The 14,380-nt window shown below is 67.1% G+C and carries 13 protein-coding genes; 6 read left to right on the top strand and 7 right to left on the bottom strand.

Going from position 1 to position 14,380, the window contains the following annotated elements:
- Positions 1 to 60 precede the first annotated feature (60 nt).
- On the top strand, positions 61 to 1,383 hold the full coding sequence (locus tag VHP37_00985; protein ID HEX2824892.1) for a FecR domain-containing protein: 1,323 nt from the start codon (positions 61 to 63) through the stop codon (positions 1,381 to 1,383).
- Between the two features lie 37 nt (positions 1,384 to 1,420).
- Here VHP37_00985 and VHP37_00980 read toward each other — a convergent pair whose 3' ends face one another.
- Entirely contained in the window at positions 1,421 to 1,579 is a 159-nt protein-coding gene (locus VHP37_00980) for a hypothetical protein (GenBank protein ID HEX2824891.1), read from the bottom strand.
- A gap of 185 nt (positions 1,580 to 1,764) precedes the next feature.
- On the opposite strand from VHP37_00980, the gene VHP37_00975 reads away from it, so the two are divergent.
- Together VHP37_00975 and VHP37_00970 are read left to right on the top strand one after the other, a co-directional pair.
- Positions 1,765 to 2,736: a tripartite tricarboxylate transporter substrate binding protein gene (locus VHP37_00975; GenBank protein HEX2824890.1), complete on the top strand. Its 972-nt coding sequence runs from the start codon at positions 1,765 to 1,767 to the stop codon at positions 2,734 to 2,736.
- Between the two features lie 132 nt (positions 2,737 to 2,868).
- Positions 2,869 to 3,885, top strand: a complete 1,017-nt coding sequence (locus VHP37_00970; protein ID HEX2824889.1) for a C-terminal binding protein — start codon at positions 2,869 to 2,871, stop codon at positions 3,883 to 3,885.
- A gap of 68 nt (positions 3,886 to 3,953) precedes the next feature.
- On the opposite strand, the gene VHP37_00965 is transcribed toward VHP37_00970, so the two are convergent.
- Together VHP37_00965 and VHP37_00960 are read right to left on the bottom strand one after the other, a co-directional pair.
- Positions 3,954 to 4,919, bottom strand: a complete 966-nt coding sequence (locus VHP37_00965; GenBank protein ID HEX2824888.1) for a tripartite tricarboxylate transporter substrate binding protein — start codon at positions 4,917 to 4,919, stop codon at positions 3,954 to 3,956.
- Between the two features lie 4 nt (positions 4,920 to 4,923).
- Complete coding sequence (locus VHP37_00960) at positions 4,924 to 5,805, bottom strand: MBL fold metallo-hydrolase (protein HEX2824887.1); 882 nt, start codon at positions 5,803 to 5,805, stop codon at positions 4,924 to 4,926.
- A 297-nt stretch (positions 5,806 to 6,102) separates the two neighbouring features.
- On the opposite strand from VHP37_00960, the gene VHP37_00955 reads away from it, so the two are divergent.
- Positions 6,103 to 7,248 carry an alpha-hydroxy acid oxidase gene (locus tag VHP37_00955; GenBank protein ID HEX2824886.1) on the top strand — a complete coding sequence of 382 codons (1,146 nt, stop codon included), beginning with the start codon at positions 6,103 to 6,105 and terminating at the stop codon, positions 7,246 to 7,248.
- A gap of 164 nt (positions 7,249 to 7,412) precedes the next feature.
- Here VHP37_00955 and VHP37_00950 read toward each other — a convergent pair whose 3' ends face one another.
- From VHP37_00950 to VHP37_00935, 4 genes are all read right to left on the bottom strand, one after another.
- Positions 7,413 to 8,885 carry an MFS transporter gene (locus tag VHP37_00950; protein ID HEX2824885.1) on the bottom strand — a complete coding sequence of 491 codons (1,473 nt, stop codon included), beginning with the start codon at positions 8,883 to 8,885 and terminating at the stop codon, positions 7,413 to 7,415.
- Positions 8,886 to 9,079: 194 nt separating this feature from the next.
- Positions 9,080 to 9,901: an alpha/beta hydrolase gene (locus tag VHP37_00945; protein HEX2824884.1), complete on the bottom strand. Its 822-nt coding sequence runs from the start codon at positions 9,899 to 9,901 to the stop codon at positions 9,080 to 9,082.
- Positions 9,902 to 10,085: 184 nt separating this feature from the next.
- Positions 10,086 to 10,793, bottom strand: a complete 708-nt coding sequence (locus tag VHP37_00940; protein HEX2824883.1) for a DUF599 domain-containing protein — start codon at positions 10,791 to 10,793, stop codon at positions 10,086 to 10,088.
- Positions 10,794 to 10,807: 14 nt separating this feature from the next.
- Positions 10,808 to 11,248 carry a hypothetical protein gene (locus VHP37_00935; protein ID HEX2824882.1) on the bottom strand — a complete coding sequence of 147 codons (441 nt, stop codon included), beginning with the start codon at positions 11,246 to 11,248 and terminating at the stop codon, positions 10,808 to 10,810.
- Positions 11,249 to 11,333: 85 nt separating this feature from the next.
- Here VHP37_00935 and VHP37_00930 point away from each other — a divergent pair, with 85 nt between their 5' ends.
- Entirely contained in the window at positions 11,334 to 11,840 is a 507-nt protein-coding gene (locus VHP37_00930; GenBank protein HEX2824881.1) for a hypothetical protein, read from the top strand.
- A gap of 342 nt (positions 11,841 to 12,182) precedes the next feature.
- On the top strand, positions 12,183 to 13,841 hold the full coding sequence (locus VHP37_00925) for an SMP-30/gluconolactonase/LRE family protein (GenBank protein ID HEX2824880.1): 1,659 nt from the start codon (positions 12,183 to 12,185) through the stop codon (positions 13,839 to 13,841).
- The last annotated feature ends 539 nt before the right edge of the window (positions 13,842 to 14,380 follow it).

Genomic DNA, 14,380 nt, shown 5'->3' with positions numbered 1-14,380 from the left:
CGCATATACTCGTCGCGTAGCACGCCGGAATATTTCCCAGGGGGCCGGATGCTGTCGCGCGTGAGGAGTGCCGTCTTCGCGATGCTCGTCGCGGCCTGCGCGATCGCGGCGTGCGGTAAGCACGAGCCGGCTTCCGTGCCCGCGCCGCCGCCCGCCGCCAAGCAAGCGCCGCCGTCGACGCCTCCGCCGCCCCCGGCCGACAAGCCCGCCGAGGCCAAGCCGCCCGCGCCTCCGCCCGCACCCGCAGCCGCCGCGCCGCCGCCGATCGGCACCATCGATTCGCTCGAAGGCGAAGTGAGGCTCACTCGCGCCGGCACCGCGCGCGCCGCGCAGGCGGGCATGGCCCTCGAGCCCGGCGATGCGCTGCAGACCGGCGTGCAGTCGTGGGCGCTGCTCGCGATGGCCGACGGCGCGAGCGTCACGATCCGGCCCGCCACCCGCATGAAGATCGACGCTTATCGCTACGCCCCCGACGGACCGCCCGCGGAGAACACCGCCACCTGGTCGCTCGTCAAAGGCGCGCTGCGCTCGATCACCGGCCTCGTCGGCAAGCGCAACCCGGCCGGTTATTCGGTCGTCACGCCGACCGCGACGATCGGCATCCGCGGCACCGATCACGAGCCCGCGTACTACCCGCCGCCCGCACCGGGCGAGCGGGCGGAGCACCCGCCGGGCACGTACGACAAGGTGAACTCGGGCGAATCGGTCATCCGCTCGCCGCGCGGCAACGTGCCGGTGCGGCGGGGACAGACCGCTTTCGCCAACGCCGACGCGAAAGCGAAGCCGCAGATCCTGGCACGGCCGCCGGCGTTCTATCAGCGCCAGGCCGAGGTCGACCGCCGGGTCGTGTTGAGGCGCGAGCAGTTCCACCGCCAGTACGACCAGGAGCAGCAGAAGCGCGCCGAGCAGCAGAAGAAAGCCGAGGCCCGCAAGTCGGATCAGCAGAGGAAGGCCGACGAGAGGAAAGCCGAGCCGAGACGGGCGCCCGAGAAGAAGGCGGCTGAGAAGAAGGCCGACGACCGCAAGGCCAGGCAGGCCGACAAGGCGTCGCTGCCGCCCGGCGTCGCCGACCGGATCAGGAACATGCAGCGCGGCGACAAGGCGACACCGGCCGAGCCCGGCCGGCGCGAGGCGCAGCCCGCGCAGAAATCGCAGCAGACGGGACCCCAGCGCGCCCAGCAGCCCGCACAGCCGCGGAGCGCCCAGCCCGAGCGGCCGTCAGCGCAACGGCAACAAGCGCAGCAGCGTCCTCAGCGCGAGGGCCAGCCGCAGCGGCCGCAACCCCAGCGCGAGGCTCAGCAGCCGCAGCGGCCGCAGCCACAGCGGCCGGAAGCGAGACAGAACGAGAGGCAACAGCGGAAAGGCGAGGAGGGGAAGCGCTGACCGTATACTCTGCGGCTTGCGGCAGGCGCCTCGGAGGTTACTTGCGGAGCGTCTGGCGGAAGGCGTGGTAGACGGCGTAGCAGACCGGGACGACCAGGCCGCCCGGCACCACCGCGATCAGCAGCAGCGTGAGGGCCCCACGGGGCGCGGCGGCGGCGGTCATTGCGCGGTTGAGGTAGGCGGCGGCGGTTTTCATTTCTCTCGTTGCGACGTGTTGTTGATGTTGACGGGCGAAGTATGCAAGTTAACGTCGGCTGACCATCGTTACCATTCCACAGTCGCGATAGGCCGTGTGGGTGATTTGCACTCACTATACGGTTGCGCCAGCCGCATGGATGTGCCTAAACGCACGCGTCGATACAAACAATGAGGAGGATGGATTTGAAGCGTTTCACGAAAGCGGCCGCGCTCGCGCTGGCGACGATCGCAGCAGGGGCGGCCCACGCGCAGAGCTACCCGACGAAACCGGTGCGCATCATGGTCGGCTACACGCCCGGCGGCGGCGTGGACACGACCGCGCGCATGGTGGGGCAGGCGCTGGGGGAGCTCTGGGGCAGCCCGGTGGTCATCGAGAACCGGCCGGGCGCGGCGGGTAACGTCGCCACGGAAGTCACCGCGAAAGCGCCGCCCGACGGCTATACCCTCGTCCTCTGCAACATCGGCTCGCACGCGGTCACGCCCGCGCGCTTCGCCAGGCGGCTCACTTACGACCCGATCCGCGATTTCGCGTTTCCCTCGATGATCGGCGGCGTGCCCAACATCTTCATGGTCCATCCGTCGATGCCGACCAAGACGCTCAAACAGTTCATCGCCTATGCCAAGGCCAACCCGGGCAAGGTGAACTACGGCTCGTCGGGGGTGGGCGCCTCGCCGCACCTCTCGATCGAGCTCCTGCGCCTGATGACCGGGATCAACATCGTCCACGTGCCGTACAAGGGCGCGGCGGCCGCGCTGACCGACGTCATGAGCGGCCACATCGAGGCGTCGGTCGGCAACCTCGCCGGCGCCCCGCTCGCGGCGGCGAAGAACGGCCGGGTGCGCGCGCTCGGCATCACGTCGGCGAAGCGCAACAAGCAGCTTCCGGACGTGCCGACGTTCGCCGAATCGGGCGTCACCGGCTACGATGTCACCGGCTGGTACGGCATCTGTACCCAGTCCAGGGTGCCGCAGGCGATCCAGGCCAAGCTGACCGCCGATCTCCACAAGATCCTCGCGGGCCCGCTCAAGGCGAAGCTCGAAGACCAGGGCGTCGAGGTGACCCCGACCACGCCGGAGCAGTTCCAGGCGCACGTCAAAGCCGAGATCGAGAAGTGGACGAAGGTGGTGGCGGCGGCGAAGCTGGAGAGTGAGTAAAAGTGACGAGAAAAGATGACGGATAAAGCAGTGACGGATAGAACGGTGACGAGTGCCGTTGCCGCTGTGTCCTCACCGCCTCATCCGTCACCGCTTCACCCGTCACTTTTTATCAATAACGAGTAAATCACCATGCCCCTGACCATCCTCTACCCCGACAGCCGCTCCGACCCGCTCGACATCGAACGCGAGGTCGCGGGGCCGGACGTCGAGCTGATCAACGCGCGCAAGGCGAAGTTCGAGGACATCGACCCCCAGGACTGGGAGCGCGCGGACGCGGTGATCGTGCGCTTCATGCCGATCGACGCGAAAGTGATCGCGGCGATGAAGAAAGCGAAGATCGTCGTGCGCAACGGCGTGGGCTTCGACGTCATCGACCTGAAGGCGACGGGCGAAGCCGGCATTCCCGCGTGCAACGTCCCCGACTATGGCACCACCGAGGTCGCCGACAGCGCGATCGCGATGATGCTCGCGTTCGCGCGCGGCACGGTCGCGTTCAACGAGGCGCTGCGCGCCGACCTGACGGCGTGGACGCACATGCACAACGTCACTGCCAAGCGTCTGCGCGGTGCGACCTTCGGCGTGATCGGTCTCGGACGCATCGGCACGGCAGCGGCGTTGCGTGCGCGCGCATTCGGGATGAACGTCGCGTTCTACGATCCGCAGCTTCCGAACGGCGCGGAGCTGTCGTTCGGCTTCCATCGCGCGCGAACGCTGGAGGAACTGCTCGGCATGTCCGACGTGGTGAGCATCCACACGCCGCTGCATGAAGGGACGCGGCGCCTGATCGATGCGAAAGCGGTCGCGGCGATGAAGCAGGGCGCCTATCTCATCAGCACCGCGCGCGGCGAGATCTGCGATACCGCTGCGGTCGTCGAAGGCCTGAAGAGCGGCAAGCTCGGCGCGGTCGGCCTCGACGTGCTGCCCAAGGAGCCCGGCACGACCGGCGATCCTTTCGTCGCCGCATGGCAGGCCAACGAGCCCTGGATCCGCGGCCGCGCGCTGCTCGGCCCGCATGCGGCGTTCTACAGCCCCGACTCGAACCGCGACCTGCGGAGGAAGGCGCTGGAGACGGCGCTGTTCTACCTGCGCGACGGGGTGTTGGGGAATTGCGTGAATGCGGAGTATTTGAAGAACCCGCGGAAGTAACTCGTGGGATGCGTGGTAACGCACCGCAAAAAGCGCGGTGCGCTCGCGCGCACCCTACGGTCAAGCCGTCACTCGCCCTTGATTCCCGCCTTCTGAATCACGTCCCGCCACTTCTCCAGATCGCGCCGCACCGCGGCCGCGGCGTCTTCCGGTGAGCTCGCGACGATCTCTGCGCCTTCGCCCTTGAGGCGGGCGAGGACGTCGGGGCTCTGCAGAGCCTTCAGCGATTCGCGGTTGAGGCGCGCGACGATGTCTTTCGGCGTCGCGCCGGGCACCATGAACATGTGGCCGCCGACGTCCTCGAAGCCGGCGACCCCGCTCTCGGTGACGGTCTCGACGTTCGGCAGGAGCGGGGAGCGCCTGGGGCCGCTCACCGCGACCGCGCGCATCTTGCCCGACTGCACCGGCGGCAGCACCGCGATCATGTTGAACAGCCCGGTCTGCACGTGTCCGGCCATGAGGTCGGTCAGCGCGGGCCCCGTGCCCTTGTACGGGATGTGCACGATCGGCGCGCCGGTCTTGAGCTTCCACAGCTCCATCGCGAGCTGCGGTCCCGTTCCCAGACCGCCCGAGCCGTAGTTGAGCTGGTTCGGCCGCGCTTTGGCCAGCGTCACGAGATCCTTCGCGGTCTTCGCCGGCAGCGACGGGTGCACCACGAGCAGGTACGGCGCGCCCGCGAGGATCGACACCGGCGTCAAATCCTTGCGCGGGTCGTACGGCAGCTTCGCGTACAGGTTCGCGGTGATCGTGTAAGTCGCAAGCGCGACGAGCACCATCGTGTGACCGTCGGGCGGCGACTTGGCGACGATGTCCAGACCGATCGTGCCGCCTGCGCCGGTGCGGTTGTCGACGACGACCGATTGCCCCAGCGAAGGCGACATCGCCTGCGCCATGGTGCGTGCGAGGATGTCGCTCGGCCCTCCGGGAGCCAGCGGCACGACGAGACGGATGGGTTTGGTGGGGTACTGCTGGGCGGACGCCGCCGCGGCGAACGCGAATGCCGCGGCGGCCAGGGTCGATGCTTCGGGCTTCATGCGATCAGGTCCCCCGTCCCCAGAGGCCGCAGTAGCGGCGCGCGACCATCGGGATGGCCGCGGCATAGCCGGGCCAGCCCTCCCACTTCGCCATCGAAAACTCTTTTTCGACCGGCTCCCAGCACTTGCCGTTGCGCGCCTGCTCCTTGATCGTCGCCGAAGCTTCCTGGAGGAAGCTCAGCGTCGTCGCGACGTCCTGCTTCGTCCCGAGGCGCCCGCCGGGCGCGCCGGGATGACCGGGAATCAGCCTGTCCCAGTCCATGACCAGCACTTTCTTCAACGTGTCCTCCCATTCGATGGGATACGAGTCGATCATCGCGCGTCCCGGCACCGAGCCGACCGGGATCAGGTCCACCGCGAAGATAACCCGTTCCTTGGGCAATCGCATGATCAGCGTCGAGTCCGAGTGGTTCGGGCCGAGATAGTGCAGCTCGAGCTCGGTGCCGCCGAGCTTGATCGACGTCGTCTTCGAGATCGTGCGGTCGGGCAGCGGCGTGTACGGATCCTGCAGCACCGCGAGGCGCTCTTTCGCGCGCTGGTGCGCGATGATCGTCGCCCCGGCGTCCTTGAACGGCTTGCCCCCGGCGATGTGATCGAAGTGATGATGGCTGTAGATGAGGTACTTGATCGGCGCGCTGGTGACCTTCCTGATCTCGTCCACGTACACCTGCGATGCGTTGCGGTTGGCGTAGCTGATGGGATCGGTCGCGATGACGCCGTCTTTCGTCACCACGAACATCGACTGTGCGTTGCCGTAACGGAAGATGTAGACGTTGTCGGTGCCTTCGACCTGCTTCGTCTCGTAAGGAGCGGGCGCCTGTGCGGAAGCGGCAAGCGTGACGGCGGCCAGGGTCGCTGCGAGTGCCGCGATGGTTCGTATCTTCATGGCATCTCCTTCCTTGTGGACACGCGTGGGCGGACGGTTCTCGTTGTTGTGGGAGAACGGTATTCCCGGCCCCTGTATTCCGCAACATGGACTGAATCGAAAATCCGGGTCAGAGTCAGATTCGGGAATGTGACTCTGACCCGGATTTCTTCTACCCTCCGGGGGTCAGGGAGGACGATTGTGAATACGACAACAAAGCAGGAAGCGGACGCGGTTGCGCAGGGCGATCAGCTCACCATACGAACCGTGGCGGCGGGCGGTCAGCCGCAGGCGGCGGGGCCGCGGGTGCTCCAGCGCATGCTCTCGCTCGAGGACTTCGAGGCCGAGGCGCGCGGGTTCCTGCCGCGGCCGATCTTCGGCTACATCTCGGGCGGCTCGGAGACCAACGCCAGCCTGCGCGGCAACCGTGAGGCTTTCGCGGACTACGGCTTCATGCCGCGGGTGCTCGTCAGCACGCGCGGCCGCAATCAGAAGCGCAGCGTCCTCGGCCGCACCTACGACCTGCCGTTCGGCTTCCCGCCGATGGGCGGCACCTCGCTCGCCGCTTACGATGGCGACAATCTCCTGGCGAGCGTCGCGGCGGACCTCAACATCCCGATGATCCAGAGCGGCGCTTCGCTCACCCGTCTGGAAGAAGTGAAAGAGAAAGGCCGCACCGCGTGGTTCCAGGCTTATCTGCCGGGCGAGGCCGAGATCATCGTCCCGCTCGTCGAGCGTGCGCAGAACGCGGGTTTCGAGACGCTGGTGCTGACCGTCGACGTGCCGGTCATGGCGAACCGCGAGAACAACGTGAGGAACGGCTACAGCACGCCGCTGCGTCCCACGCCGCGCATGATCTGGGACTGCTCGATCCGGCCGCGCTGGCTCTTCGGCACGTTCCTGCGCACGATCATGAAGCGCGGCATGCCGCACCTCGAGAACATGGGCGACCAGCGCGTGCCGATCATGTCGCGCACCGCCGAGCGCCGCCGCCACCTGCGCGACGGCCTCGCGTGGGAGCACCTCGAGCTCATGCGCAAGATGTGGAAGGGCAAGCTCGTGATCAAGGGCGTGCTGGCGCGGCAGGACGTCAGAATCGCGCGCGAGAGCGGCGCCGACGGCATCATGATCTCCAACCACGGCGGACGTCAGCTCGACGGCGCGATCGCGCCGCTGCGCGCGCTGCCCGGCGCGGTCGCGGAGAAGGGCAACATGTCGATCATGCTGGACAGCGGCGTGCGCCGCGGCACCGACGTCTTGAAAGCGCTCGCGCTGGGCGCCGACTTCGTCTTCGTCGGCCGTCCGTTCCTCTATGCCGCGTCGATCGCCGGCGAGCCCGGCGTGCGCCACGCGGTCAAGCTCCTGCGCGAGGAGATCGACCGGAACATGGCGATGCTGGGCATCTCGTCGCTCGATCAGATGACGAAAGACCTGCTCGTTCCCAGCAGAGGCGAGCTTTTGTAAAAACCAAAAGCAAGAAGCATCAACACGGAGGACACGGTGGTCCACGGAGGGCACGGAGGAAGACGCATCGGTCGCCATGCCTTGTCCTCTCATGCTGTCCACCCGCTGCATTCCTCCGTGTCCTCCGTGTTCCTCCGTGCCCTCCGTGTTAAAGCTTTGGACCTTTAGCTTTTAGTTTCCCAAAGCGTCATCTTGGGAATCCGCCACGCGGTGAATGCGCCGAGCGCTGCGACCACCGACGCGACGAGGAACGCGCGGTGGAACGCGGTGATCACCTGATGCATGTCGAGCGCGTCCGCCTGCTGGAGCAGCGAATGGCGGTCGACGTTCGGGATCATCGCGAACACCAGCGCGCCGAATAGCGCCGCGCCCGCGGCGCCTCCGGTCGAGCGCGAGAGCGACGACGTCGCCGACGCCGCGGCGAGCTTGTCGCGGCCCGCGACCGTCTGCACCACCACCTGGTTCACCGGCATCACGCTGCCGAGCCCCAGCCCCGTGATGAAACCCAGCACGACGATCAGCGGCACGCTCGGCGGCAGCAGTCCGAGCAGCAGCAGTCCCATGCTCGTGCACGACATCCCCGCGACGGGTATCGCATGACCTTTGCCGCTGCGGCGCATGACGCGCGCCGCAAGCATCGCGGCGGTCACCTGCCCGGCCGTCACCGGCAAGAGCAGAAGGCCGGAAGCCTGAGCGCTCATGCGGTGGCCGAGCTGAAGGTAGATCGGCAGGAAGAAGATCACCGAGAACATGCACGCGGCGAAGATCGTCACGAGGATAGCCGACAGCCTGATCGTCCTGATCCGGAAGAGCTCGACCGGAAAGAACGGCGCCGGATGGCGGCGCTCGTGCCGGACGAGCGCTGCGAGGGACGCGATCGCGGTCGCCGCGAGGCCGAAGCTCGGCGCCGACGACCACGCGAAGCGATGACCGCCGGAGGTGAGCCAGAACAGCAGGCTCACGCAGCCGACCGCGAAGAAGATGTGTCCGGGGATGTCGGTGCCGCCGGCCTTGCGCGGATGCTTCTCGCCCGGCGGCAGCTTGCTCAGGCGCCACGCGGCGAACGCGGCGAGCGGGATGTTCGCGACGAAGAGCCATCGCCAGCTCACGTGGCTCACCACGACGCCGCCGATGACCGGGCCGCCCATGCTCGCGGTCGCGAACATGAGCGCGAAGTAACCCTGGAACTTCACGCGCTCCACCGGCGGGATCAGCTCGCCGATCAGCGCGTGCGACAGCATCATCAGCCCGCCGCCGCCGAGTCCCTGCACCACGCGCGCCGCGACGAGCTGCGGCATGGTCTGCGCCGACGCGCACGCGATCGACCCCAGCGCGAAGACGCCGAGCGCCCACAGCAGCATCTCGCGCTTGCCGAGCTGGTCGCCGAGCCGTCCGTACACCGGCACGATCGTCGCCGCGGCAAGCAGGTACGCCACCGCGATCCACGAGCTGTCGCGCAAGCCGCCGAGGCTCGCCGCGATCGCCGGCGTCGCGGTCGCGAGCAGCGTCTGGTCGACCGCCGCCATCAGCATCGGCAGGAAGACCGCGACGAAGATGTTGAGGAATTCCTCGCGCGTGACGCCGCCGGGCGCGCGTTTGCGCGTCGAGGCGGCGGCTACGGGCTCGGGCTTGTTCATAAGGAAGGCGAAGGATACAAGCCCCGTGCCGGTAACGCAGCCTGCAAGATCAAAAGCTTCGACACGGAGGACACGGAGGGCACGGAGGAACACGGAGGAAAACCGAGGCAAGTCGGTCGCTACGCATCGCGCCGTCGTGCTCGACAACCCGTTGCTTCCCTCCGTGCCCTCCGTGTTCCTCCGTGCCCTCCGTGTTAATGCTTTTGATTTTGACGCGCGAGAAACTCGTCGACGATCTCGAGAAAGCCCGCCGGGTCCTCGTCGCTGGGGTAATGGCCGAGCCCCGGCATCGTCACGATCTCGACCTGCGGCAGCGCCGCCTTCAGCTCGTCCTGCGTGTGTTGCGGCACGATGGTGCTCGCGCCGCCGAGGATGTAGACGATCGGCGCGCGGATCTTCTTCACCGTGTCCCAGAGCTCGGTCGGCACGAAGCCTTTGAGGATCGCCGGGTCGCGCTTCCACACCACGCGGCCGTCCTCGCGCTCGCGCGCCGCGTGCTCGACGAGATTGCGCGCGACCGACTCCAGCCAGCGCGGATTGTCGGTACGCACTTTCGCGAGCAGCTCTTCGCGCGAGGCCCAGCCGTTCTCTTCGAGGCCCATGCGGTTGGCGCGGCGGTTGGAGATCTCCTTCGGCCGCTCCGGGCCGACGTCCTCGACGATGACCGCGCGCACGAGCTCTGGACGGCGCCCGGCGATCATCTGCGCGACGCGCCCGCCGGTCGAGGTGCCCCACAGCACCACGTCTTTCAGACCGAGCCTGTCGATCAATCCTTCGACGTCGCGGACGTAATCCTCGACCAGGTAGTTGCCGCCCGCGTCCCGGCCCGAATCGCCGTGGCCGCGCAGATCGATCGAAAGCACGCGGTAGCGGTCCGCGAAATGCGGCGCGAGATGATCGAACGCGTGTGCGCAGCGCGCGATGCCGTGCAGCAGCACGAGCGGCGGGGCGCCCGCATCGCCCCATTCGAGGTAATGGATGCGCATGTCATCGAGGTCGATGCGGCGGGAAGTCATCGAAAGCTCCGGTGCGGTGGACGGCGCGAGGGTAGCATGTTGCCCATGCAGGTAAGAGCGCTTCTGCAGGCGATCGCGCTCTACGAGAGCATGGAGTTCCGAACCTACGGCACCGAGCGGGGATTTCTTCTCGTCGCAGGCGAGCTCCACGACGAGCACCAGATGGTGTGTCCGGTAACGAGCCTCAGCGGTCCTTGGGCTCGATCCGCGTAGCCGCCACCACCTGCCGCAGCGGCTCGCCCTGGCGCACCGACGAGCGCGGCGCGCGGTCGAGCGGGAAGAGCGCCGCGATGAGCGCGAGCGTCGCGAGCAGCATGAAATGCGGGCCGAACATCCAGAAGACGAGCGGCACCGAGTAGAAGAACGAGCGCAGGCCGACGAGATAGAAGAACCCGGCGCGGTTCAGATACGCGGCGACGAGTCCGGGCGACGCGGCGTTGACCGCACGGCCCGGGGGAATGCTGATCATGTAGCCGACGTGGTTGTAGAAGCGCACCGCCATCGAGAAGCAGAAGAACGCGACGAAGAAGTCGAGCAGCAGCGCAACGACTTTGACCGCGGTGATCTCGGCGCCGGTCGCGCCGCCGACGTTGAGCGCGTGGAGTATCCCCGAGTTGTTCTCCGCCGAGCCGGAGAGCGTAAGCGCGCCCACGAGCAGCAGGATCGCCGTCGAGGCCATGAAGCTCGAGGCCATCACCGAGTTGCGCAGCGTCTGCACCGCGAGCACGTCGGGCTTCTCGCTCGACATCACCATGTCGACCCACGAATTGCGCGCGACGACGTTGACCGCGTGCACGGTGTAGAGCGGGTCGCGCTGCTGCCGCTTGCGGAGATAGAGCTGATACGCGACGAGCATCGCGATCGAGGCGAGGAACGCGAAGAAGTCGACCACGATGCCTCCGGGATTCACGGCAGCCGCAGCGTGCCGCCCGCGGGCGTCTGCAGCGGCTCGCGGGGAATGGACTGAGCGGCGCGCTGGCGCTCCATCTCGAACTGCTGGAGTTGCAGCGCGCGCTCCTGGTTGAAGACCTCGCGCTGCGCGCGCAGGTGCGCGTCTCCCACGCCCGGCGGCAGCGCTTCCGCCTCACGGCGCAGGCGCTCGTCGCGATTGATCTGGTGCTGCTCGAGCTGCTGCTGCCGCAGGCGCTGATCGAGGTCGAGCTGATCGAGCCGGCGCTGGTCGGAAGGCGGCAGATCGTAGCGGCGCGAACGCATGCTCTGCTGGAGATTCAGGTTGAGCGCGTCCTGCTGCTGGCGCAACTGAAGCTCGCGGCGCCCGCTTTGCGCTTGCGCGGCGCCGCACGTGGTCAGCGCCGACACCACGACGATGAGAAAGGTTCGCAGCATGTCCGGTGACCCGTGCAAAAAGCGTTCGCGCAGCGGCACGTGCGTTGCCTGAATTCTAGGTCGTTCAACTCCAGGAGAGAACCAGATGGCCAAGACCAGACAACCCGATGCGAATCGCGATCCGATCACCGGCGCGCCGGGCGCGCACCCCGTCGGCACCGGTGTAGGCGCGGCGGTCGGCGGCATGGCCGCGGGCGCGGCCGCAGGCACGGTGGCTGCCGGCCCCGTCGGCACGCTCGTCGGCAGCGCTGCCGGTGCGATCGCCGGCGGCCTCGCCGGCAAGGCGGTCGCGGAGCATTTCGACCCGACGATCGAAGATACGTATTGGCGGGACAACTTCCAGACCCAGCCGTATTACCAGAGCGGCATGAGCTACGACGACTACGGGCCGGCGTATCGCATGGGCTGGGAATCGCGCGTGGAGCACAAGGGCCGCCGCTGGGAAGACGTCGAGTCCGACATGGGCAAGCGCTGGGAAGGCGTGCGCGGCAAGTCGCGCCTGGGCTGGGAGCACGGCAAGCACGCCGCGCGCGCAGCGTGGGACCGCGTCGAGCGCGCGATGCCCGGCGATTGGGACAAGGACGGGAAGTGACGCGGTGATGAAGTGACGAAAAGCCCCGCTTAGGCGGGGTTTTTTTAAGGCGAATTGAACCGCAGAGGACGCAGAGGAAACCCTCGTTTGTCATTGCGAGGAGCAACGCGACGAAGCAATCCCGTTGCGAACGGAAGCCCGTGCGTCACGAGATCGCCACGGCGCTTCGCGCCTCGCGATGACATCTTTGCCTTTCCTCCGCGTCCTCTGCGGTAAATAACGCCTTTGACGTTTTTCAGGGCTTCCCGCTGCACGCAGACCAGGTGTAGCCTACCGCGAGCGTGACCGACCTGCCGGCAGAGCAGGAGCACGGGAGCTCAGCACACACAAGGAGGGAACCCGATGCTCGCGCGTTCGCTGCTGCCCGCTGCCGCCCTGCTCCTCGCATCCCACGCCTACGCCGCCCAAGATCCTGTCGCTCTCGCGGGCACCGTCTCGTCCGCCGAAGAGGGCGCGATGGAGGGCGTGCTCGTCAACGCGAAAAAGGCCGACTCGAACAGGACGGTGACCGTCGTCACCGACGCCAGCGGCCGTTACGAGTTTCCGGCGAAATATCTCGAGCCGGGCAAGTACACCATCGGCATACGCGCGGCCGGCTATGACCTGCCGGCGCAAGCGACGGCCGACGTGACCGGCAAGAGCGCGGCGTCGGCCGATCTCAAGCTGGTCAAGACCCGGAACCTCGCCGCGCAGCTTTCGAACGGCGAATGGCTGTACAGCGCGCCGGGCACCGCCGAGCAGAAGCGTCCGCTCCTGTCGTGCGTCGGCTGCCACACCCTCAACCGCATCACCATGTCCGCTCACAACGCCGACGGCTTCGTCGACACGATCAAGCGCATGGGCACGTATGCCAACCAGAGCACGTACATCCGGCCGCAGAAGCGGCTGACCGGCCGCGACACCGATCTCGTCGGCGAGGACCGCGAGAAGCTGCAGCGCGCACAGGCGGAATACTTCTCGACGATCAACCAGAGCGCCAAAGGCGGCAACGGCTGGACTTACGAGCTGAAGACCCTGCCGCGCCCGAGCGGCCGAGGCACGCGGGTCGTCATCACCGAGTGGGACCTCCCGCGTCCGACGATACAGCCGCACGACGTCATCGTGGACGCGAACGGCATCGCGTGGTACTGCGACTTCGGCGACCAGAAGATCGGAACGCTCGATCCCAAGACTGGAAAAGTCGTAGAGATCGCGTTGCCCGAGCTGAAGAAAGGCTCGCCGAACGGCTCGCTCTCCGCGCGCTTCGACCGCGACGGCAACATCTGGCTGGGCATGATGTACCAGGCGGCGATCGGCAAGTACGACCTGAAGTCGGGCAAGCTCGAAACGTGGGTGGCGCCGCCGCAGTGGAACCGCCCGAACACCCAGATCAACATGACCAGCCCGATGAACATGGGCGTCGACGGCAAGATCTGGGCGCAGAACAACGGCTTCGCAGGCGTGCACCGCATCGACCTCAGGACGGGTCAATGGGAAACGTGGGAGCCCTACAAGGCCGCGCCGGTCGGGCACAACATCTACGACGTCATCTCGGATTCGAAGAACAACGGCTGGTTCACCGACATCGGCCGCGAGACCATCGGCCGCATCGACGCGAAGACCGGCGAAGTGAAGCTCTATTCGACGCCGACGAAGTCGTCGGGTCCGCGGCGCGGGATGATGGATACGCAGGATCGCATCTGGTTCGCCCAGTACCGCGGCAACCGCATCGCGATGTTCGACACCCGGACCGAGCAGTTCAAGGAGTGGGCGGTGCCCTCGCCGTGGACGCAGCCTTACGACGTGGCGATCGACCGCAACGGCGAGGCGTGGACGGGCTCGATGCTGAACGACCGCATCGTGCGGCTCAACACCCAGTCCGGCCAGGCGGTCGAATACCTGCTGCCGCGCACGTCGGTCAACATCCGCCGCGTGTGGGTCGACAATTCGACCAACCCGGTGTCGTTCTGGGTCGGCAGCAACCACGGCGCGTCGATCATCCGCGTCGAGCCGCAGGACTAAGTCTCTAACGGCGTTTCAACCGCAGAGCACGCAGAGGCGCGCAGAGGAACATCGCATCGCCATTCCCGACCCGCGATCGCGGAAGCGATCGGGGATCCATTTTGACTTCGACGTTTCGAACATGGATTCCCGCCTGCGCGGGAATGACGATCTTTGATCGTCCTTTGCGTCCTTTGCGTCCTTGGCGGTCAATCGCTTTTGACGTTCGTCAGAAGCGATACTCCGGTCCCTCGACGTAGCGGAAGCGCTCGAGCGCATCGGGGCGCAACGTAAAACCCAGGCCCGGCCGGTCGGGGGCATGGACGGTGCCGTCGGGGCGCGGGTGGGCTGCCGAGCGCGGCGCCGATGCCTTTGAGCCCGCTGTCGGTCTCGACCACGATCAGCGTCGCGTCGCTCTTCACCTTGGTGCCTAGATCGGTGCGGTGCTGGCGCTCCTTAGGCACCGGGTCGGACATCGGGATTGCCCTGACGCTCTTGATCTTCATGGCTCTCCCCAGCCTGGTGCCCGGAGCGGCATCATCAACCGCCAAGGACGCAAA

Source organism: Burkholderiales bacterium, assembly GCA_036262035.1.
In the GTDB taxonomy this organism is placed as follows: Bacteria; Pseudomonadota; Gammaproteobacteria; order Burkholderiales; family SG8-41; genus JAQGMV01.
The sequence above is the reverse complement of the archived record's forward strand: the minus strand, read 5'-3'. Positions and strand labels throughout refer to the sequence as shown.